The sequence below is a fragment of the Ensifer sp. GW823-FHT05D09 genome (genome assembly GCF_058795755.1).
The window spans coordinates 510,322-530,097 of record NZ_JBXAIA010000001.1; the positions used below are offsets into that span (position 1 = coordinate 510,322).

Consider the following 19,776-nt stretch of genomic DNA (forward strand, 5'->3'; position numbering starts at 1 on the left):
GAATTGTAGCCACGCGACCGTGCGGGCGTGCCGCCTTTACCTATTCCGAAAGCATCGATGGGCTTTGCTGTCTGCGATGGTCAAGGGAATGGGACGCAGCGAATGGCCGTGTTGGTAACGGGCGGTGCCGGCTATATCGGCAGTCACATGACGTGGGCGTTGCTCGACGCGCATGAGGATGTGGTCGTGCTCGATCGGCTGTCGACCGGTTTTCGCTGGGCCGTACCACCCGAGGCACGCTTCTATCGCGGCGACGTCGGCGACAAGGCCTTGCTGGCGCGGATCTTTGAGGAACACGCGATTGACGCGATCGTGCATTTTGCAGGCTCTGCGATCGTGCCGGAATCCGTTGCCCATCCATTGGCCTACTACCAAAACAACACTGCCAATACCTGCACGTTGATCGAGGCGGGCGTAAAGGCGGGTATCGGTCATTTCGTCTTTTCGTCGACGGCCGCCGTTTACGGTAGCCAGGACGGTGAAGACCCGGTGCGCGAGACGGCGACACCCCACCCGGAAAGCCCTTACGGACTGTCGAAGCTGATGGCCGAGCTGATGCTGCGGGATGCGGCGGCTGCGCATGCATTCCGCTATGTGGCGCTGCGCTATTTCAATGTTGCCGGCGCCGACCCCAAGGGCCGAACCGGCCAGTCGACCACGGGAGCGACGCATCTGATCAAGGTCGCCTGCGAGGCTGCGCTCGGCAAAAGGTCGAAGATCGATATATACGGAACCGACTATCCAACAGCGGATGGCACCGGTGTGCGCGATTACATCCACGTCACGGATCTGGTCGAAGCTCATATGCGTGCGCTTGCCTATCTCAGGGCCGGCGGGGAGCCACTGGTCAGCAATTGCGGCTATGGCGAGGGTTTTTCCGTGTTGCAGGTCATCGACACCATCAGGCGCCTCTCCGGTCGTGACATCGCAGTCGAGCATGGGCCGCGGCGGCCGGGCGATATCGCTCGCATCGTCGCCGATCCGTCGCTGGCGCGGCTGAAGCTGGATTGGGTGCCAACCCACGCAAGCCTTGAAGAGATCGTCCAGAGTGCATTCGCCTGGGAAGAACATCTTGCCCGCAAGAACAGCTACGATCTGGCGCGTCCTCTGATCCGACTGGTGTGAGTTGCTCGATCAGGGCGCTTGATCGTCGCCGTCCGTCTCGCCCAGTATCTTTTGCTCGTGCGCGATGGCGTGGTTGATCAGCCGTGCCCAGATATCCTCGTAGAAAGCTGGATCAAGACCCTGGCTTTCTGCATTCTTGCGGGCATTTTCCCGCACTTCCATCACCCGTGCCGGAATATCGGCCTTCAGCTTCAGTGGTCGTTTGATCTCGGCGGCGCGGTCGATATAGCCCCAGCGCTCGGCGAAAAGCGCCATCAGCGCCTGATCGAGCCGATCGATCTCGGCGCGCACATCGGCCATATCAGTGCATTCGGCTGGGGTCTTTTGCATCTGTCTCGTCCGGTTGCGGCAGGGATGCCGTGCGCCCGCATGGGCACGCGGCGCTCTTGCGGCGCACTGCTAACAAACGGCGGGTGATCTGAGAAGAGGCAACAGGGTCGCACGGTCCAGGTGCCACCAGGATGGTGGTCACCTCAGCAGGCGATCGCTTGGCGGGGGAGGAGGGTGCGGTCCTGTCTCCGTCCGCGGCGATCGCCTGCTGACGTGTTGAGGAAAGCTAACCCGCCAAGCTTGAGCGAGGCTTTTTGCCCTGTCACCGAACGATTACAATCAGGTGCCGATCATCAGCTTGATCACGAGCCCGATGACGGTGACGGTAGCAACGCCCGCACACCACAGCCCGACGAACCAAAGAAGCTTTCGGCCGGTTCCCGTTTCGCTCTTCAATGGTAACCCTCCTCCGGGTCGATCTTGCCGCGGAAGACCCAATAGGCATAGCCGGTATAGGCAAGGATGATCGGCACCAGCACCAGGGCGCCGGCAAGCAGGAAGGACAGGCTCGCGTCGGGTGCCGCCGCATCCCAGATCGTCAGCGATGGCGGTACGATGTAGGGAAAGAAGCTGATGCCGATGCCGGCATAGCCAAGCACGAACAGCCCGAGCGCGGCAAGGAACGGCCTGCTGTCATGGCGGGTCCTGATACCTGAAATCAAGAGGTATAGGCAGCCAAGCACCAGGAGCGGCACGATGATGCTGAAGATGGCCGTCGGCCAGCCGAACCAGCGCTGCAGATAGAGCGGCTCGAGGAACGGTGTCCACAGGCTGACGATGCCCATGGCGGCGACCGTGCCGAATGAACATTTGAGGGCCAGGCTGCGGGCGCGATCCGCAAGGTCCCCATGGGTCTTCATGACAAGCCAGGTGGCGCCGAGCAACGCATAGCCGACGACGACGGCAATACCTGTCATGATCGAGAACGGCGTCAACCAGTCCCACCAGCCACCAGTATAAGCACGGTTCTCGACGGGGATCCCCTGAACCAATGCCCCGAGCGTGATGCCTTGCGCGAAGGCGGCGAGCATCGAGCCCCCGGCAAAGGCCCAGTTCCAGAGATATTCGGCGCGCCGCGTGCGCCAGCGATACTCGAAGGCGACCCCGCGGAAGATGAGGCCGATGACCATGGCGATGATGGGCGCGTAGAGAGCCGGCAGGATGGTGGCGTAGGCGAGCGGAAACACCGCCATCAAGCCGCCGCCGCCGAGTACAAGCCAGGTCTCGTTGCCGTCCCAGACCGGTGCGACCGAGTTCATCATCACGTCGCGATCATGTTTTTCCGGAAAGAACGGAAAGAGGATGCCGACGCCGAGGTCGAACCCGTCGAGGATGACATAGGCGAGCACCGCAAAGGCGATGATGCCGGCCCAGATCAGCGGCAGATCAATGTCCATGATGACCTCCATGGGGATTGGCGATGGCGGCACCGGCGGTGCGGATCGGGCCCTCGTCGAGATCGGGTGTCGGGTCACGCGGAAGTCGCGCCATCAGCCGCAGGATGTAGAAGGTGCCGGCGCCGAAAACGAAGAAGTAGACGATGATGAAGGCGAGCAGTGAAGCGCCGACGGCGGGTGCCGCAATCGGTGCAACCGAGTCTCTCGTCAAGAGATGGCCGTAGACCGTATAGGGCTGGCGGCCGACTTCGGTGGTGACCCAGCCGGCAAGCACGGCGACAAAGCCGGCCGGTCCCATCACGACGGCTGCGCGATGCAGCCAGGCATTGCTGTCAAGCGTGCCGCGATACCGACACCACAGGCTCCAGAGCCCGATCCCGAGCATGGCGAAGCCGAGGCCGACCATGATGCGGAAGGACCAGAAGACGATACCGACAGGCGGATGCAGCTCCTCGGCAATGGTGTCGAGGCCGGCAAGCGGCGCATTGAGATCGTGCTTCAGGATCAGGCTGGACAGCTTCGGCACCTCGATGGCGTAGTCGACGCGCTTCTCGGCAGAGTTGGGAATGCCGAAGAGAATGAGCGGAGCCCCTTCCGGGTGGCTTTGGTAGTGGCCTTCCATCGCCATCACCTTGGCCGGCTGATGCTCCAGCGTGTTTAGGCCGTGCATGTCGCCGGCAAAGATCTGGATCGGCGCGACGATCGCCGCCATCCACATCGCCATCGAGAACATTTTTCGCGCGCGGCGCGGCGCGGTCTTGCGGATCAGGTGCCAGGCGCCGCAGGCGCCGACGACGAAGGCTGTCGTCAGGTAGGCGGCAAGCACCATGTGCACCAGGCGATAGGGGAAGGATGGGTTGAAGACGATTGCCCACCAGTCGACCGGTACGAACTGTCCGACGTCGTTGATTTCAAAGCCTCTCGGCGTCTGCATCCACGAATTTGCCGAAAGGATCCAGGTGGCCGAGATCAGCGTGCCGATCGCGACCATCACGGTCGCCAGAAAATGCAGCTTCGGGCCGACGCGGTTGAGGCCGAAGAGCATGACGCCGAGGAAGCCCGCCTCGAGGAAGAAGGCGGTCAGCACCTCATAGCCCATCAGTGGCCCGATGATCGGTCCGGCCTTGTCGGAAAAGACGCTCCAGTTGGTGCCGAACTGATAGGACATGACGATGCCGGAGACGACGCCCATGCCGAAGGCAACGGCAAAGATCGTCTTCCAGAAATTGAAGAGCTCGAGATAGACCTCGTCCTTCTTCCACAGCCACAATGCTTCAAGCACCGCAAGGTAGCTTGCAAGCCCGATCGAAAAGGCGGGGAAGATGATGTGGAACGAGACGGTGAAGGCGAACTGGATGCGGGCAAGTATCGTCGCATCGAAACTTTCAAACACGGCACAATCCTTTCAGACATGCAGCGTCATGCGCGTGTTCTGGCGCGCAAAGACCGCTGCAACTCTCTGTCTGCTGCACACTTTCAGCCTCGGATCATTGTGATCCCAGGCATTGCACAATGCCTTTCACGGCGGGGCCAATCCTGTGGTTGCATCCGCGTTTCAGCATGCGCTTGAATCTGCGCCAAAATTGCCAAAGGTCAATGTTAGGCCGGCCGCCACGTTGTCACACTGCGGCAATGTCGCGCTTGCGGCAAATGGGAGCGGGCGCGCCGGTCATGGACGGCGCGAAGAAATTCGACGTGCATTGCGCTCGAAGGGCCGGCGTTCACCGGGTCGGCAGATAGGCCTCGGCAAGCTCGGTCCAGAAGGCCGCGCCGATCGGCAGAAGATCGTCGTTGAAATTATAGGCAGGATGGTGGAGCGGCTTTTCCTCGCCCGACACTTTCGAGCCAAGGAAGAAATAGGTCCCTGGCCGCTCCTGCAGCATATAGGCGAAATCCTCGCTGCCCATGAAGGGGCGTTCGAGATCGATCACCTTGTCGGCGCCGGCAAAACGAACGGCAAGATCGCGGACGAAATCCGTCTCTGCCTTGTGGTTGATCGTCGCGTCGTAGCTACGCAGGTAGTCGACCGTTGCGCGCATGCCGAAGCTCGCAGCTTGTGCTTCGGCGATCATGCGGATGCGACGCTCCAGTTCGTCGCGAACGCCGGGATCGAAGGAACGGATGCCGACGACGATTTCGGCGCGCTCCGGGATGATGTTGCTGGCCGAACCCGCATGGAAGGCGCCGACGGTAACGACCGACGGATCCATCGGGTGGATGTTGCGCGAGACGATCGATTGCAGCGCCATGATGATCGAGGCGCCGCAGACGATGGGATCCGCCGTCTCCTGCGGTTCGGCGCCATGGCCGCCGCGGCCGTGCACGGTGATGCGCGCTTCGTCGACCGCCGCCATGATCGGCCCTTCGCGAAGGGCGAACTGACCGAAAGGCAGGCCGGGTTCATTGTGAAGCGCAAAGACGGCATCGCAGGGGAATTTCTCAAACAGCCCTTCGTCCATCATGATCTTGGCGCCGCCGAAATTTTCCTCGGCCGGCTGGAAGATCAGGTGAATGGTGCCATCGAAATTGCGCCGTTCGGCAAGCGCGCGCGCCGCTCCGAGCAGCATCGTCGTGTGGCCGTCATGCCCGCAGGCATGCATCAGCCCCGGTGTCTTGCTGGCGTAGCCGAGGCCGGTTTCTTCCAGGATCGGCAGTGCGTCGATATCGGCGCGGATGCCGATCGAGCGCGATCCGCTGCCGTTGCGCAGGGTCCCGACGACACCGGTTTTCGAAAGCCCAGTCGTCACCTCGTAGCCGAGTTCGGCAAGGTGCCGCGCGATGAAGGCTGAGGTCCGGGTCTCTTCCAGCCCCAGTTCCGGATGGGCATGCAGGTCGTGGCGGATGGCGACAAGGTCCGGCATGGCGTTGTCGATGGAAGAGGAAAGCTTCATGTCAGGCACCACGGGTTGGTATGCGGTTTTCGAATGTGCGGAAGGCCACCACCAGAATGCCGGTGAGGCACATGTAGATGAGTGCGAGCAACAGCAGCGGCTCGTAGGTCAGGAAGGTTTCCTGCCGGACCTTGGAGATGACGGCATAGACGTCGACGACGGTGATCGTCGCCACCAGCGGCGTCGATTTCAGCTGCAGCACCGTTTCGCCGTTGAGTGTCGGCAATGCGCGATGGATGGCACGCGGCAACCAGATGCGGCGAAACATCGTCCAGCGGCTCATGCCATAGGCTTTCGCCGCCTCCAGTTCGCCGGCGGGAACACCCGCAAAGGCGCCGCGCATCACTTCGCCTTCGTAAGCGGCGAAGGATATCGTCAGCGCCGCGACGCCATAGGGCCACGCCTCGCGCAGATAGGGCCAGAGGAAGGATTGGCGGATGGCGGGAAACTGCGGGAACAGCGAGCCTAGCCCGTAATAGAGCAGCCAGAGCTGCAAGAGCAGCGGCGTGCCGCGAATGACGGTGCAGAACACCTTTGCCGGCAACTTGAAGAACCAGGGGCCGGTCACCTGCGCGAGCCCGATCGGCACGGCGAGCAGGAAGCCGAGGATCGCTGTGCTGAACAGCATCACCAGACTGACGAGAATGCCCCAGCCGAGCCGTGGCAGGTAACGGGGCAGCCAGTCCCAGCGCATGAAGACGGCGACGCAGACGACGAAGGCGGCGAAGACCAGCATCATCACGATGCGATGTGGCTGGAAGAAGCTGCGCGCGGTCGGCAGGTCTTCGGGGGTAAAGGCGACCGCGTGGGTGGTTTGATCCGTCATCGCTGCTCCGCGAAACCGCGCCTCGCATGCCGTTCCAGCATGCCGATGAAGATGTTGGAAACGAGCGTCAGCGCCAGATAGAGCGCGCCTGCGGCGAGGAAGAACAGGAGATAGGCCTTGGTCGTGCCCGCGGCCTGGCGTGTGACCAGCGTCAGCTCGCTGAAGCCGACGACCGCCAGAAGCGCCGTGTCCTTGGTGGCGATCAGCCAGAGATTGGAGAGGCCGGGGATGGCGTAGGGCAGCATCGCCGGCAGGGTGATGCGCCGCAGCACCTTCAAGGGCGACATACCGTAGGCGCGCGCCGCCTCGATTTGGCCGGCCGGAACCGCCTTGATCGCGCCGCGAAGCACCTCGGTGGAATAGGCGCCCTGGACCACGCCGATGACGAAGATGCCGGCCATCAGGCCGCTGATGTCGACGGGGCCGATCGAGAACAGTGCGAGCAACTGGTTCAGGAGATCGGTGCCGGCGTAATAGAGCAGGAGGATGAGCACCAGCTCTGGCACAGCCCTGACGACCGTGGTGTAGCATTCGAGCAGATCACGCAGGATCGGCCCGCCATAGAGCTTGCCGAAGGCGCCGCCGACGCCGAGCGTCAGGCCGAGCGCAAAACCGCCAATGGCGATCTGGATCGAGTTGACGAAACCCTGCAGCAGCACTCCGCCCCAACCGGGCGCGGAGAGCGCAAGCAGGCTCCAATTGACGATAGAATCCGATGCCATGCGTCTTCGACCTCCGAAGGCATCGGCCGGCAGCCTCAATGACTGCCGGCCGGCTGTGCCTTATTCGCCGTAGATGTCGAAGTCGAAGTACTTCTTCGAGAACGTGTCGTAGGTGCCGTTGTCGCGGATCGCCTTGATCGCGGCATTGAGCTTGTCCTTGAGCTCGGTCTCGCCCTTGCGCAGGCCGACGCCGACGCCCGGGCCGATCACGGCCACGTCTTCGGCGACGTCACCCTTGTAGTCGCAGCACTCCTTGCCCTGGTCGGTGGCAAGGAAAGCCTTGAGCGCGATCGCGTCCGCCTGGACAGCGTCCACGCGTCCGGCGGCCAGATCGTTGTTGGCCTCGTCCTGCGTCTGGTATTCCTTGACCTCGATGCCGGCCGCGGCGAAATGCTTGGCGGCATAGGCCTGGTGCACGGTCGAGACCTGGACGCCGATCGTCTTGCCGGCAAGGCCTTCCGGTGTCGGTTTGAAATCCACGCCCTTGGTGCCGATGACGCCGGTCGGCGTGTTGTAGTACTTGTCGGAGAAGTCGATCGTCTTCAGCCGCTCGTCGGTGATCGACATCGAGCTCATGATCATGTCGATCTTCTTCGATGTCAGCGCCGGAATGATGCCGTCCCAGGCGACCGGCGTCAGCACGCATTCGAGCTTTGCTTCCGCACAGACAGCGTTCATGAGTTCGACTTCCCAGCCTTCCCATTTGCCGCTGGCATCTGGCGCGGTGAAGGGCGGGTAAGGTTCGGCGGCGACGCCGACCTTCAGGGCTTCCGCCGAAGCGGCGATGCCGCCGCTGACGGCAATGGCGGCTGCGACCGCCAGGACTTTCAATGTCTTCTTCATGCTGTTCCCCTTTTTTGGTTGTTGAGCATTGCTGAATTCAGTGAATGGAGCTGATGAACTTCTTGAGCCTTTCGGATCTGGGCGCGCCGAAGATAGCCTCCGGTGGGCCTTGCTCCTCGATGACGCCGTTGCGCAGAAAGACGATGTGATTGGCGACGTCGCGCGCGAACTTCATCTCGTGGGTGACGAGGATCATCGTGCGCTTTTCGCGGGCGAGATCGCCGATGACCGAAAGCACTTCGCCGACCAGCTCCGGATCGAGCGCCGAGGTCGGCTCGTCGAAGAGCATGACCAGCGGTTGGATGGCAAGTGCGCGGGCAATGGCGGCGCGCTGCTGCTGGCCGCCGGAGAGGAAGGCCGGATAGGCATCGCGCTTCTCATAGAGCCCGACACGCTTGAGCAGGGTTTCGGCCGTCGCGATCGCCTCGGCCTTCGGTTTGCCGAGCACGTGGATCGGCGCCTCGATGACGTTTTCAAGGATGGTCATGTGCTGCCAGAGATTGAAGCTCTGGAACACCATGCCGAGCTGGCTGCGCAGGCGCTGGACCTGTTTGCGATCTTCCGGCACAAGTCCGCCGCGCCCGTCCGGCTTCATCCGGATCTTTTCGCCGTGCACGCTGACGGTGCCGGCAGAGGGCAGTTCCAGCATGTTGATACAGCGCAGGAAGGTCGATTTGCCGGAGCCGCTGCCACCGATGATGGCGATGACGTCGCCCTGTTTCGCCGTGAGCGAAACTCCCTTCAGCACTTCCAATGGCCCGAAACGCTTGTGCAGGTCAGTGACCGCGATTGCCTGGGCCGCATCCGTCATCGGCGCGCCGCTCCCATGGCTCTGCGAGCTTTTTTTGAAGGCATGAAACAGTTCCCCTGTCGTCTTTCCGCGCAGCATCTTTGGCTTGTCACGGTGTTTGTTGGCAGGCATGGTTGCACTTGTGTCGCTATTGTTCAAGCGTATAATAATGCGTATCGTCGTTTTTTTTATCGCCCGCCGCCTACCCGAATTTCCCTGAAGGAGCCTCCATGCGCCCGTTTCGCTCGAAGGATTTGACGAACCCGTTCGCCGGCCCCCGGGCGCGAATGGCAGCGCGGATGGCGGCATGAATCGCCGCACGTTTCACCGGGCCCCCGAGGGAGAACGCCGCCAGGAACTGATCGAAGCGACGCTCGACTGCATCGCCGAGTTTGGCCTGAAGGGCGCGACGGTCCGCCAGATTGCCATTCGTGCCGGGGTGACGGCCGGGCTGGTCCGGCACTATTTCGAATCGAAGGACCAGATGGTCGCCGAGGCCTACCGCGCGGTGATCGCTTCCTTGACGGACAAGGCGGCTCACGTCGAAGGCGACCCGGAAACACGGCTGAGGGACTTCATTGCCATCAACCTGACCGAGCCGGTCGCCGACAGCCGCAGCATATCGCTCTGGGCGGCCTTCATCAGCCAGGTGCGCGTCGACCCGATCCTCGCCGAGATCCACCGCGACGGCTATGTAACCTTCCGCAACACGCTGCAGGATCTGCTGGCCGACTTCCTCACCTTGAAGAACAAGCCGGCCGACGCAGAAACCTGCCGCGCCTACGCGATCGCGATCAACGGTCTTGTCGATGGCCTGTGGATCGAAGGATGCCTGGCGGGAGACCTGTTCCGCGAGGGCGAACTGGTCGCCATCGCCATGGCCTCGGTCGAGGCGCTGCTCGGCGCGTCGATCGGCAGTGACAAACAATGAAAACGGGAGAGAACACCATGCGCTACGCCTCGATCACCGATCGGCTCGCAGACCTCGGTTCGGGAAAATGGTCGCTGCACATCCGTGCGCGCCAGTTGAAGGCGGGTGGTGCCGATATCATCGAGCTGACGATCGGCGAGCCGGACGTACCGCCGGACCGTGCGCTCATTGACGAATGCCAGCGCGCCATGAATGCCGGTCGTTATCGCTACTCCAACGGCCGCGGCGAGCACGCGGTCGTGGCCGCGCTCGTCGAGAAGTATCGCCGTCGTCGCGCCGATGTGACGATGGAAAACGTCCTCTGCTTCCCGGGCACGCAGACCGCACTTTTCAGCGTCATGCTGGGCTTGGTCGAAGCTGGCGATGCCGTCCTCGTCGGCGATCCGCTCTACGCCACTTACGAGGGCGTCATCCAGTCGACGGGTGCGCATCAGGTGCTGGTGCCGCTGAAGCCGGAATTCGGTTTCCACATGCAGGCCGCCGATATCGAAAAGGCGATCACGCCGGAATGCAGGGTGCTGCTGCTCAACACGCCGCATAATCCAACGGGCGCCGTGCTGACCGCTGCCGAAATCGCCGAGATCGGCGAGGTCGCGCGCCGCCACGACCTCTGGATCGTCTGCGATGAGGTTTATGAGGAGCTGGTGTTCGACGCCGTCTTTGCGTCTCCGTTCGACAATCCGGATCTGGCCGAGCGCACCATCGTCGTCTCATCGATCTCCAAGTCCCATGCAGCTCCGGGTTTTCGCAGCGGCTGGGCCGTCGGACCGGCGGAATTTACCAGCCGGCTGCTGCCGGTGTCGGAAACCATGCTTTTTGGCGTGCAGCCGTTCATTGCCGATATGACGGCCTATGCGCTGACCCATGAGATCGATACGGCGCGGCGGATGCGCGAGAGCTACAAGTCGCGCTCGCGCCGCGTCGTCGATGGCCTCGCTGATGCACCCGGTATTCTGGTCCTGCCTCCGGAGGCCGGCATGTTCACGCTGATCGATGTCTCTGCAACGGGCATGTCGGGCGAGGCCTTCGCCTGGGCGCTGCTGGAGGAAGAGGGGGTCGCGGTGATGCCCGGATCCTCCTTCGGCGATGAGGCGCAGAACTACCTACGGATGAGCCTGACCGTGCCCGACAAGGACATCGACGAGGCCTGCCGCCGCATCACCGCGCTTGCCGAGCGCGCCACACTGCGAAAGGAGCGCCGCGCATGACCACGAAAACGGTAGGCGAAGCCCTGGTCGATCTGCTCGAGGCCAATGGCGTCGAGGTGGTCTTCGGCATTCCAGGCGTCCATACGGTCGAGCTCTATCGCGGCCTGGCCGCGTCGAAGATCCGTCACGTTACGCCCCGACACGAGCAGGGCGCCGGCTTCATGGCCGACGGCTATGCCCGCGTCAGCGGCAAGCCGGGTGTTGCCCTTGTCATCACCGGGCCGGGTTTGACCAACACCATCACCGCCATGGCGCAGGCGCGGCAGGATTCGATCCCGATGCTGGTGATCTCTGGCGTCAACCGTCGCGATTCGCTCGGCCATGGCCGTGGGCTGTTGCACGAGCTTCCCGACCAGCACGGCATGATCAAGACGCTGGCGCTCTATTCGCACACCTTGCTCAATCCAGACGATCTGCCTTTCGTTGTCGACCGGGCTTTCTCGGTGCTTCTGTCCGGTCGGCCAGGGCCGGTGCATATCGAGATCCCGACGGATGTCATGACGGCGCGTATCGAGCCGAAGACCATCCGCTCGGCCGCAGCCACGCGCCCGCGCTCCGACAGCGAGACGCTGCAGCAAGCCGCCATCCTCTGCGCCGACGCGAGCCGTCCCGTCATCATTTGCGGCGGCGGTGCCCTCACTGCCGAGGCGGAGGTGAGGTCACTTGCTGAACAGATCGGCGCGCCTGTTGTTACCACGGTCAATGCGCGCGGCATGCTCGCCGGCAGTCCGTTGCGCGTTCCCGCAAGCCCCAGCCTCAAGGCGGTGCGATCGCTGCTGAAGGAGGCCGATCTCGTTCTGGCACTCGGCACGGAGATGGGGCAGACCGACTACGACATGTACGCCGATGGCGGCTTTCCGGTGCTGCGCAACCTGATCCGAACCGACATCGACGCGGCACAGCTCGCCCGCGGCCCGCATGCCGCCCTTTCGATCCTCTCCGGTGCCAAGACGGCGACGGCGGGCATTCTGGCGTTCCTGCCGGGGCATGCGCCGAAGGACGGAGCGGCGCGCGCCGAAGTGGCACGAAAGGCGGCATTGAAGGAATTGACGGCGAAGATGCGGGCGGAGATCGCCGTGGTCGATGCGGTCTACAAGGCGCTGCCCGATTGCACCATCGTCGGCGATTCCACCCAGGCGGTCTACGCCGGCAACCTTTATTGCGATGCGCCGCGCCAGCGCAGCTGGTTCAACTCGGCGACCGGTTACGGCGCGCTCGGATACGCGCCACCGGCAGCCGTCGGTGCTGCCGTGGCCGACCCGTCGCGACCCGTTGTCTGCCTTGTCGGCGACGGCGGTTTCCAGTTCTCGCTTGCCGAAATCGGCTCTGCCGTCGACGTTCAGGCGCGGGTGATCTTCCTCGTGTGGAACAATGACGGCTACCAGGAGATCGAGTCCTACATGATCGAGACCGGTGTCACGCCCGAGGGCGTCAGGCCGTCTGCGCCGGACTTCACCCTCGCCGCCAAGGCCTATGGCATCGAGGCCGAAAGGCTGGCCTCGGTTGCCGATCTCCCGCGTGCACTGGCGGACGCGGGCGCACGCAGTGGGCCGTCGCTGATCGAGATCCACCAGGTCACCACGACCGGCGCAACCGCGTAAACTGACGACCCAGACACCTTTTGCGCGGCGCGAAATTTGACATTTCGCGTCCGCAATGGTGTTAAGAGCGCCTCGTGCTCGATTCCGGCCATGTTCTTCGGCTAGATTTGCTGCATTCCGGCTGAATTGAACTTTCAGGCGCTAAGCGCCGAGGAAGGGGCGGCGTCCCGAATGGACCCAGTGTGTGGTGGCAACAGAGGCAAGTTTGCCGGCCGGCTAATCGCCGTCCTGTGGCTGTTCTGTGCTTCTCTGGCCATGCAGCTGATCGTCGTGGGGCAGGGGTTTTCCTCGCGCCTTTCGGCCGAACAGCAGGCGGGCAACCTCGCCTCGACCGATACCGTTCCTTCAGACCACCCCGCCGCGCGCCAGATTTCGCGCGCGACCCCGGTATCGGACCTGCGCTTTACCGCCGAACGCAAGGATGCCAAATCTGCGACCGGCGACGGCGCCTCACCGATGCTGTTTGCGTCGGTCATCCTTCTACCGTTCGAGCCGCTGGGCGAAGATCTCGCCTTTGGCCGCGTTGCCTTCACCGACGGCTTGTCGAACCGCGGTCCGCAAATCCGCGCGCCTCCGCGCGCCTGATCGACACCGATATTCGGGCACGACGATCCCTGCGATCCTGCTCGTGCCCCCAATGAAACAAAGTCCTGACGATGCGCTCGACGCCCGCACAGGCTCTCTTGGAACCACAACATGCGTACATCCAAATGGGCGATTTTCGCCTATGTCGCTGTCATCCTTTTCGGATGCATAGCGGCGCTACCAAACGTTCTCTCGCCGGCACAACGCGAGCAATTCGGCGCCTGGCTGCCGGTCAAGCCCGTCACCCTCGGTCTCGACCTGCGCGGCGGTTCCCATCTCGTCCTTGAGGTCGATGGCAACGGGCTGCGGCAGGCCAGATTGAACTCGCTCCTGGACGACGTCCGTCGGGTTCTTCGCACCGAGCGCGTATCGGCCTCCTCGGCGCGCATCAGCGGCAATACGATCACCGTGACGCTTGCGGATCCGGCTGATCGGGAAAAAGTCCAGCCGAAACTGCAGGAGCTGGCAACGCCGGTTAGCGCGATCGGCTTCGGCGGTTCCGCTCCGGAGATCGAGGTCGCGACAAGCGGTGATGTCATCACCGTCGCGCTGACGGAGGCAGGCATTTCCGACCGCATGACCAAGGCGGTCGAGCAGAGCCTCGAGATCATCCGCCGGCGCGTCGATACCGTCGGTGTCGCCGAACCGCTGATCCAGCGCATCGGCGCAAACCGCATCCTTGTCCAGCTCCCGGGTCTCCAGGACCCGACAGGCCTGCGCCAGCTCCTTGGCTCGACCGCCCAGATGAGCTTCCACATGGTCGATCAGACCACGGACCTGACCCAGCCTCCGCCGCGCGGCGTTGATATCCTGCCGGGCGCCAACGACAACAATCGATATGCGGTGGAGAGCCGTGTCGCGCTTTCTGGCGAGCGACTTTCGGACGCCAAGGTTGGCTTCGACCAGCGGACCAACCAGCCGATTGTCGATTTTACCTTCGATTCACTCGGCGCCCGCCAGTTTGCTGAAATCACCCGCGACAATGTCGGCCGGCCCTTCGCCATCGTGCTCGACGGCAAGGTGTTGACGGCTCCCGTCATCAACGAGCCGATCATCGGCGGCCGCGGCCAGATCAGCGGCAACTTCACGGCGGAATCGGCAACGGTTCTTTCGGCGCTCTTGCGCTCGGGCGCTCTGCCGGCCCCGCTGACGGTGATCGAAGAACGCTCGGTCGGCCCGAACCTCGGCAGCGATTCCATCCGCATGGGCATCTTCACCGGCCTTGCCGGTTTTGGCCTGGTCGTCACCCTCATGGTCGTGCTCTACGGCGCATGGGGCATGATCGCCAATGTCGGTCTGGTGCTGCACACCATCCTGACGATCGGTGTGCTGGGCATGATCGGCTCGACGCTGACGCTTCCCGGTATCGCCGGTATCATCCTCGGCATCGGCATGGCGGTTGACGCCAACATTCTGATCAATGCCCGTATCCGTGAAGAAACCGAAGGCGGTGCCGGCGCCATGAAGGCGCTCGATATCGGCTTCAACAAAGCTTACGCGACGATTATCGACTCCAACGTCACCACGCTCTCCGGCACCTTGCTGCTGTTTGCCTTCGGTTCCGGACCGGTCAAGGGCTTCGCCGTCACGATGATGCTCGGCATCGTCATCTCGATGTTCACGTCGGTGACCGTCGTGCGCCTGATGATGCGCGAAGTCGTCGTGCGCCGGAAGATGAAGAAGCTCGAGATTCCCTCGCTCTTCGGCAAGGTTCCGAAGCTGCCGAGCTTCTCCTTCATGAAGGGGCGCTTTGTCGCCATCGGCATGTCGGCGTTCCTGTCGATAAGCTCGGTCGTGCTGTTCTTCACGCCGGGCCTCAACTACGGCATCGACTTCGTCGGCGGTATCCAGGTGGAGGCGACGTCGAAGCAGACGCTCGACCTGCCGGCGCTGCGCCACAGCCTTGAATCGCTCAATATCGGCGAAGTGGCGCTGCAGGAGTTCGGCCAGGACAAGTCGGTCCTGATCCGCGTCCAGCGTCAGCCGGGCGGCGAGCAGGAACAGACGGTAGCCCTCAACAAGATCAAGGACGCGGCGGTACAGACCATCTCCGACGTGACCTTCGAGCGGACGGAAGTCGTCGGCCCGACGATCAGCACGGAACTGGCAAAATCGGGCTTCCTGGCCGTCGGTCTCGCGATGGTGGCGATCCTGCTCTACATCTGGTTCCGCTTCGAATGGCACTTCGCCGTCGGCGCGATCGCGGTCCTGCTGCTCGACATCACCAAGACGATCGGCTTCTTCGCGCTGACCGGTATCGACTTCAACCTGACGGCCATCGCGGCGCTGCTGACGATGATCGGTTACTCCGTCAACGACAAGGTCGTGGTCTATGACCGCATGCGCGAGAACCTGCGCAAGTACAAGTCGATGCCGTTCTCCGATCTCATCGACATGAGCATCAACCAGGTGATCGCGCGATGCATCTTCACTTCGATGGCCACCGCGCTGTCGCTGGTGCCGATGGCGATCTGGGGCGGCGACGCGGTCAAGAGCTTCGCCTGGCCGATGATCTTCGGCGTTATCGTCGCGACGACGTCTTCGATCTATATCGGCGGGCCGATTCTGTTGTTCCTCAATCGCTGGTGGAAGGATCGCGAAGCGACCCGCACCGGCACGGGAAGCACGCAGCCGGGTGCTCCGGCAGCCTGAACTCAGGTCCAAGGATACAAAACGTGAAGGGGCGGCCTCATGGGCCGCCCCTTTTTTGTCCGAAAGTGCTGTCTTTATCACCCTCGCCCTTGCAGGTTGATTCGACGCTTCCTAGATAGTGAGGGCCTCCGGTTTCGGATCGGGAGAACGGATATTGCATCCTGACCCCCTAAAATTTGATGGGTTGAGAAATATTTTTCGCAACATCATCTTTTTAATTGACGGAATTGGTAGATTATTCTAGTTTGCAGCTCTGTGAAGCGGATGAGTCCGCCTCACGGTTGTTCATGAACCGCTCCGGCATTGCGATGCCGGACACAAGCCAAAGGAGTGTGACATGTCCGAAACCGTCTCGACCGCCGCCTTCTTCGGCACGCGTTCCCATTGTCGTGCAACAGTGAAGAAACGTCTCATTCGCCTCTGCCGAATGTGATCCTCGAACTCTCGAAATTCATCCTTTGCCGAAATTGAAATGTCCGCGCCTTCGGGTGTGGAAGGAGCGTTATTTGCATGAGCAAGCAGGTTATCGAATATGGCGGCGAAGCCGTCGGGGTCGTCGTCCCGGACGAAGGCCGTTTCAAGTTTCTCGCAGTCAAGTACCATGTCTGGGATCTGGACGCACAGCGGTTCCGCTCGGCTGACGAAGCCCGCGCGGCCATCCGCCATCTGCTCGCCCGCCAGACCATGCCAACCGAGCGTCATGGTGATGCGGCCGCGGCGTAGTACAGACGGCGGCCGTATCCTGCATGTCGGGCAGGTTTAAAGACCAGGTTTTGCGTTGATTCCGCGCCACAATTGTGTGTTGGCCGCACGTTTCTTGTGCTATGCCAAACACACGATTGCGTTTGCGCGGATGATTCCCGTTTTTGAGGGAGCCGCAGGGGAAGCTTGCCGGAATGCTGACGAAGAAGGGAAAGTACGGATTGAAGGCTCTTGTCGACCTGGCGCGACTGGAGCCCGGAGAGACGGCTTTCATCACCGAGATCGCCCAGCGCAACAACATCCCGAAGAAGTTTCTGGACACCATCCTGCTGGAACTGCGCAACGCCGGCATGCTTCGCTCGAAGAAGGGCCCCGGTGGCGGCTATTCGCTGTCGCGCCCGGCGGCAGAAATCCGCATCGGCCATGTCATCCGTACGCTTGACGGCCCGCTCGCGCCGATCCGCTGTGCCAGCCGCACGGCCTACGAGGTCTGCGAGGATTGCAACGATCCGGAGACCTGTCAGGTCCGCGTCTCGATGACCACCGTGCGCGACGCGGTTGCCTCTATTCTCGATTCCATGACGCTTGAAGAGTTTGCGGCCGACAAGTCGATGCCGCTCGAAGCGCCGGAAGAAAAGCGCGTCGGCTGACGAAAACGTCTTCTTTGCGGGATTTCCTGCGCAAACTCGACGGCTTCGGCTTGGTTTGCCAAGAAAAAGCGCCTATCTGCCTGCAATGGATCTGAGAAACGCCGCTGCTAGCCGGCGCAAACGTCTTTGCGGGAATGGAAACACAATGGGTTTGAGACACGCATCAGCGGATGAGCGGCGCGGTTTGGCTGCATTGGAGTCGGTCGGCAGGACTTTGACGACGGCGATGGCCGGTATCAAGGCGCTCTCCGATCACCTCGGCGCCGATACGGCGTTTGCCCAAAGCATGGTCGAGGCGATCGAACTCATCGGCGAAAGCCAGGGCCGCGTTGTCGTTTCCGGTATCGGCAAAAGCGGGCATATCGGCCGCAAGATGGCGGCGACCATGGCGTCGACAGGCACATCGGCCTACTTCGTCCACCCGACCGAAGCGAGCCATGGCGATCTCGGCATGGTGACGTCGCAGGACGTGCTGATCCTGTTGTCCTGGTCGGGCGAGACGGCGGAACTCGCCAACATGCTCACCTATGCCAAGCGCTTCAAGGTGCCGATCGTTTCGATCTCGTCCAACCGTGATAGCGTGCTGGCGCGCAACTCCGAAGTGCCGATCGTTCTGCCGAAGGTTCAGGAAGCCTGTCCGCATGGGTTGGCGCCGACGACGTCGGCGATGCTGCAGCTTGCGGTCGGCGACGCGCTTGCCATTGCTCTGCTCGAGCGTCGCGGCTTCTCGGCCGAAGACTTCAAGACGTTCCATCCGGGCGGCAAGCTCGGCGCACAGCTGCGCCTCGTGCGCGAGCTGGCGCATGTGGGCGAACAGGTGCCGCTCTTGAGCGTCGGTCACCCGATGAGCGAAGCGGTCATCGAAATGTCTTCCAAGGGCTTTGGCGTTGTCGGCATTGTCGGCGAGGACGGCAAGCTTGCCGGCGTCATCACCGACGGCGACTTGCGTCGCCACATGTCGGGCGATCTGCTGGCGCAGACCGTTGAGGCGGTGATGTCGCGCAACCCTCGCGTCATCAGGGGCGATGTTCTGGCCAGCGGTGCGATGGAGTTCATGCAGGATCACAAGGTGACCGTGCTGTTCCTCGTCGACGAAGAGGGCCTTCCGGTCGGCATCTTGCACATTCACGACCTGCTCCGCGCCGGCGTCGTCTGACCCCTGTCAACGTTTTGATCCCTGACGGCCGGCCTAGGCGGATAGCGAGGCTGGCCGTTGTTTTTTCTGCGGCTTGCGCCGTGGCGGGGGATCGACGAAGGCGCCCGGCTGATTGACCGTGTTCTCGTGCAGGCGCTCGGCGATCGCCTGCGCACCGGCATCGGTTCCTGCTTTCGAATAGAGATTGCCGCGAACCTGGATCGAGGCGGCAAGCAGCCGGAACATGGCGGTGCTTACCTCGGCGTCAGGCGCAGCAGGCGCTTGCCAGAAGTCGTCCAGCGGCTGCTGGTCCGTCAAGCCGGCAATGTCGAACACCGCGGTACCCAGCACCTTGACCGGTCGCCCCTGTTTCAGTGCATGCAGACCCGCGGTCGAGTTGACCGTGACCATGCCCGCGCTGGCCTCCGCCAGCACATCCAGATTGCCGCCATCGAGATAGAACACGCGCCCGGCAAGGCCAAGCTTGGACGTCCCACCATCGATGAACTTGCGCCAGGCAATCAGGTCGTTGTCGAGCGGATGAACCTTGAAGACCAGGCTGGTGTTCTCAGCCGCGTGAGCTGCAAACGAGCGCAGAACCTCGCCGATTGCATCTTTCTGACTGTGGAACGGCGAATGGGCGCGCAACTGGAAATCGGTTTCGAGCTGCAGCGGATAGACGAAGTAAGGCACGCGTCGCGAAAGCAGTGAACGGACGGTCTCCTCGGCCTCGGCTGTGCGCCGCTTTCCGGTCAGAAGGCGGCGGATCCAGCCGGCATACTCGGCCAGCGGATGAAAGATCGCATGACGCCGGTAATGCGGAAACAGGAACCACAGGAAGACATTGGGCAGGTTGTAGAGAAGGTCGTAGCTGGCGTCGGCCAGAAAGGTCTGGCTGTAGTGCTTGCGCCAATCCGGCTCCGGCAAATCCGCTGCGGCATCTACGATCAGGCCAGCGTCGGCGGGAAAGTGGGAGTTCGACGACATGCCGTCGCGCTCCAGCGTCAGCCAGTCCGGCCTGAGATAGCCCATCTCCACGATCGATATCGCAACCCCCATACGCCGCGCGACCGCCGTAGCTGCCTGATGATAGGGCCGCTCCTCGCCAAGGAGGATCATGTCGGTAACTTGGTGGGCGCCGATGAAGCGGTCAAGATAGGCAGGCCAGTCCGCCACCGTTCCACGGTAGTTGAACGCCCCTTTGCGCCGCCAGATAATCTGGTCGCCGACATTGAGGTTAACCCGCACGCACGTGTGGCCATAACGCTCGAGCTGATCGGCAATCTTGCGGAAGATCGGCGATGACGGGCCTTGAAGGAACAGGAACACCCGCCGGCTTGGCCGCTCGGTTGAACCGCGAGTATTGGGCGCAGCGTTTTCCATCGTCT

18 protein-coding genes are annotated in these 19,776 nt (G+C 62.5%); 9 read left to right on the plus strand and 9 right to left on the minus strand.

Going from position 1 to position 19,776, the window contains the following annotated elements:
- Window positions 1–102: 102 nt before the first annotated feature.
- The gene (galE, locus tag AC1Q80_RS02505; RefSeq protein ID WP_492359548.1) at window positions 103–1,125 is read left to right on the plus strand and encodes a UDP-glucose 4-epimerase GalE; all 1,023 of its coding nucleotides are present in this window, start codon (window positions 103–105) and stop codon (window positions 1,123–1,125) included.
- A 9-nt stretch (window positions 1,126–1,134) separates the two neighbouring features.
- Here galE and AC1Q80_RS02510 read toward each other — a convergent pair whose 3' ends face one another.
- From AC1Q80_RS02510 to AC1Q80_RS02545, 8 genes are all read right to left on the minus strand, one after another.
- Complete coding sequence (locus tag AC1Q80_RS02510; protein ID WP_173418945.1) at window positions 1,135–1,455, minus strand: chorismate mutase family protein; 321 nt, start codon at window positions 1,453–1,455, stop codon at window positions 1,135–1,137.
- A 392-nt stretch (window positions 1,456–1,847) separates the two neighbouring features.
- Window positions 1,848–2,852 (minus strand): cytochrome d ubiquinol oxidase subunit II, encoded by a 1,005-nt coding sequence (gene cydB / locus AC1Q80_RS02515; RefSeq protein WP_209787619.1) that lies wholly within the window; start codon window positions 2,850–2,852, stop codon window positions 1,848–1,850.
- Window positions 2,842–4,245 carry a cytochrome ubiquinol oxidase subunit I gene (locus tag AC1Q80_RS02520; protein ID WP_492359549.1) on the minus strand — a complete coding sequence of 468 codons (1,404 nt, stop codon included), beginning with the start codon at window positions 4,243–4,245 and terminating at the stop codon, window positions 2,842–2,844. The genes cydB and AC1Q80_RS02520 overlap by 11 nt, the downstream gene beginning before the upstream one ends.
- Window positions 4,246–4,573: 328 nt before the next feature.
- Window positions 4,574–5,743, minus strand: coding sequence for a M20 aminoacylase family protein (locus AC1Q80_RS02525; protein WP_492359550.1), 1,170 nt, complete (start codon window positions 5,741–5,743; stop codon window positions 4,574–4,576).
- Window position 5,744: 1 nt separating this feature from the next.
- A complete protein-coding gene (locus AC1Q80_RS02530; protein ID WP_173418949.1) occupies window positions 5,745–6,569 on the minus strand; it encodes an ABC transporter permease in 825 nt (274 codons plus the stop codon).
- A complete protein-coding gene (locus AC1Q80_RS02535; RefSeq protein ID WP_115418528.1) occupies window positions 6,566–7,291 on the minus strand; it encodes an ABC transporter permease in 726 nt (241 codons plus the stop codon). The genes AC1Q80_RS02530 and AC1Q80_RS02535 overlap by 4 nt, the downstream gene beginning before the upstream one ends.
- Window positions 7,292–7,351: 60 nt before the next feature.
- The gene (locus tag AC1Q80_RS02540; protein ID WP_077502847.1) at window positions 7,352–8,134 is read right to left on the minus strand and encodes a transporter substrate-binding domain-containing protein; all 783 of its coding nucleotides are present in this window, start codon (window positions 8,132–8,134) and stop codon (window positions 7,352–7,354) included.
- A 37-nt stretch (window positions 8,135–8,171) separates the two neighbouring features.
- Window positions 8,172–8,945: an ABC transporter ATP-binding protein gene (locus AC1Q80_RS02545; protein ID WP_492359551.1), complete on the minus strand. Its 774-nt coding sequence runs from the start codon at window positions 8,943–8,945 to the stop codon at window positions 8,172–8,174.
- Window positions 8,946–9,231: 286 nt separating this feature from the next.
- Between AC1Q80_RS02545 and AC1Q80_RS02550 the strand changes: the two genes are divergently transcribed.
- The 8 genes from AC1Q80_RS02550 (at window position 9,232) to AC1Q80_RS02585 (ending at window position 18,409) form a co-directional block, all read left to right on the plus strand.
- The gene (locus AC1Q80_RS02550; protein ID WP_173418951.1) at window positions 9,232–9,855 is read left to right on the plus strand and encodes a TetR family transcriptional regulator C-terminal domain-containing protein; all 624 of its coding nucleotides are present in this window, start codon (window positions 9,232–9,234) and stop codon (window positions 9,853–9,855) included.
- A gap of 17 nt (window positions 9,856–9,872) precedes the next feature.
- Entirely contained in the window at window positions 9,873–11,063 is a 1,191-nt protein-coding gene (locus AC1Q80_RS02555; protein ID WP_492359552.1) for a pyridoxal phosphate-dependent aminotransferase, read from the plus strand.
- Window positions 11,060–12,664, plus strand: coding sequence for a 5-guanidino-2-oxopentanoate decarboxylase (locus AC1Q80_RS02560; protein WP_209787606.1), 1,605 nt, complete (start codon window positions 11,060–11,062; stop codon window positions 12,662–12,664). The genes AC1Q80_RS02555 and AC1Q80_RS02560 overlap by 4 nt, the downstream gene beginning before the upstream one ends.
- A 171-nt stretch (window positions 12,665–12,835) precedes the next feature.
- The gene (locus AC1Q80_RS02565) at window positions 12,836–13,249 is read left to right on the plus strand and encodes a hypothetical protein (protein WP_209787604.1); all 414 of its coding nucleotides are present in this window, start codon (window positions 12,836–12,838) and stop codon (window positions 13,247–13,249) included.
- A 111-nt stretch (window positions 13,250–13,360) separates the two neighbouring features.
- A complete protein-coding gene (secD, locus tag AC1Q80_RS02570) occupies window positions 13,361–15,901 on the plus strand; it encodes a protein translocase subunit SecD (protein ID WP_173418954.1) in 2,541 nt (846 codons plus the stop codon).
- A gap of 510 nt (window positions 15,902–16,411) precedes the next feature.
- Window positions 16,412–16,624, plus strand: a complete 213-nt coding sequence (locus tag AC1Q80_RS02575) for a hypothetical protein (protein WP_077502841.1) — start codon at window positions 16,412–16,414, stop codon at window positions 16,622–16,624.
- Window positions 16,625–16,797: 173 nt separating this feature from the next.
- On the plus strand, window positions 16,798–17,253 hold the full coding sequence (locus AC1Q80_RS02580; protein WP_053248737.1) for an RrF2 family transcriptional regulator: 456 nt from the start codon (window positions 16,798–16,800) through the stop codon (window positions 17,251–17,253).
- 145 nt (window positions 17,254–17,398) lie between these two features.
- The gene (locus AC1Q80_RS02585) at window positions 17,399–18,409 is read left to right on the plus strand and encodes a KpsF/GutQ family sugar-phosphate isomerase (RefSeq protein ID WP_492359553.1); all 1,011 of its coding nucleotides are present in this window, start codon (window positions 17,399–17,401) and stop codon (window positions 18,407–18,409) included.
- 33 nt (window positions 18,410–18,442) lie between these two features.
- Here AC1Q80_RS02585 and AC1Q80_RS02590 read toward each other — a convergent pair whose 3' ends face one another.
- Window positions 18,443–19,771: a capsule polysaccharide biogenesis protein gene (locus AC1Q80_RS02590; protein ID WP_492359554.1), complete on the minus strand. Its 1,329-nt coding sequence runs from the start codon at window positions 19,769–19,771 to the stop codon at window positions 18,443–18,445.
- Window positions 19,772–19,776 lie beyond the last annotated feature (5 nt).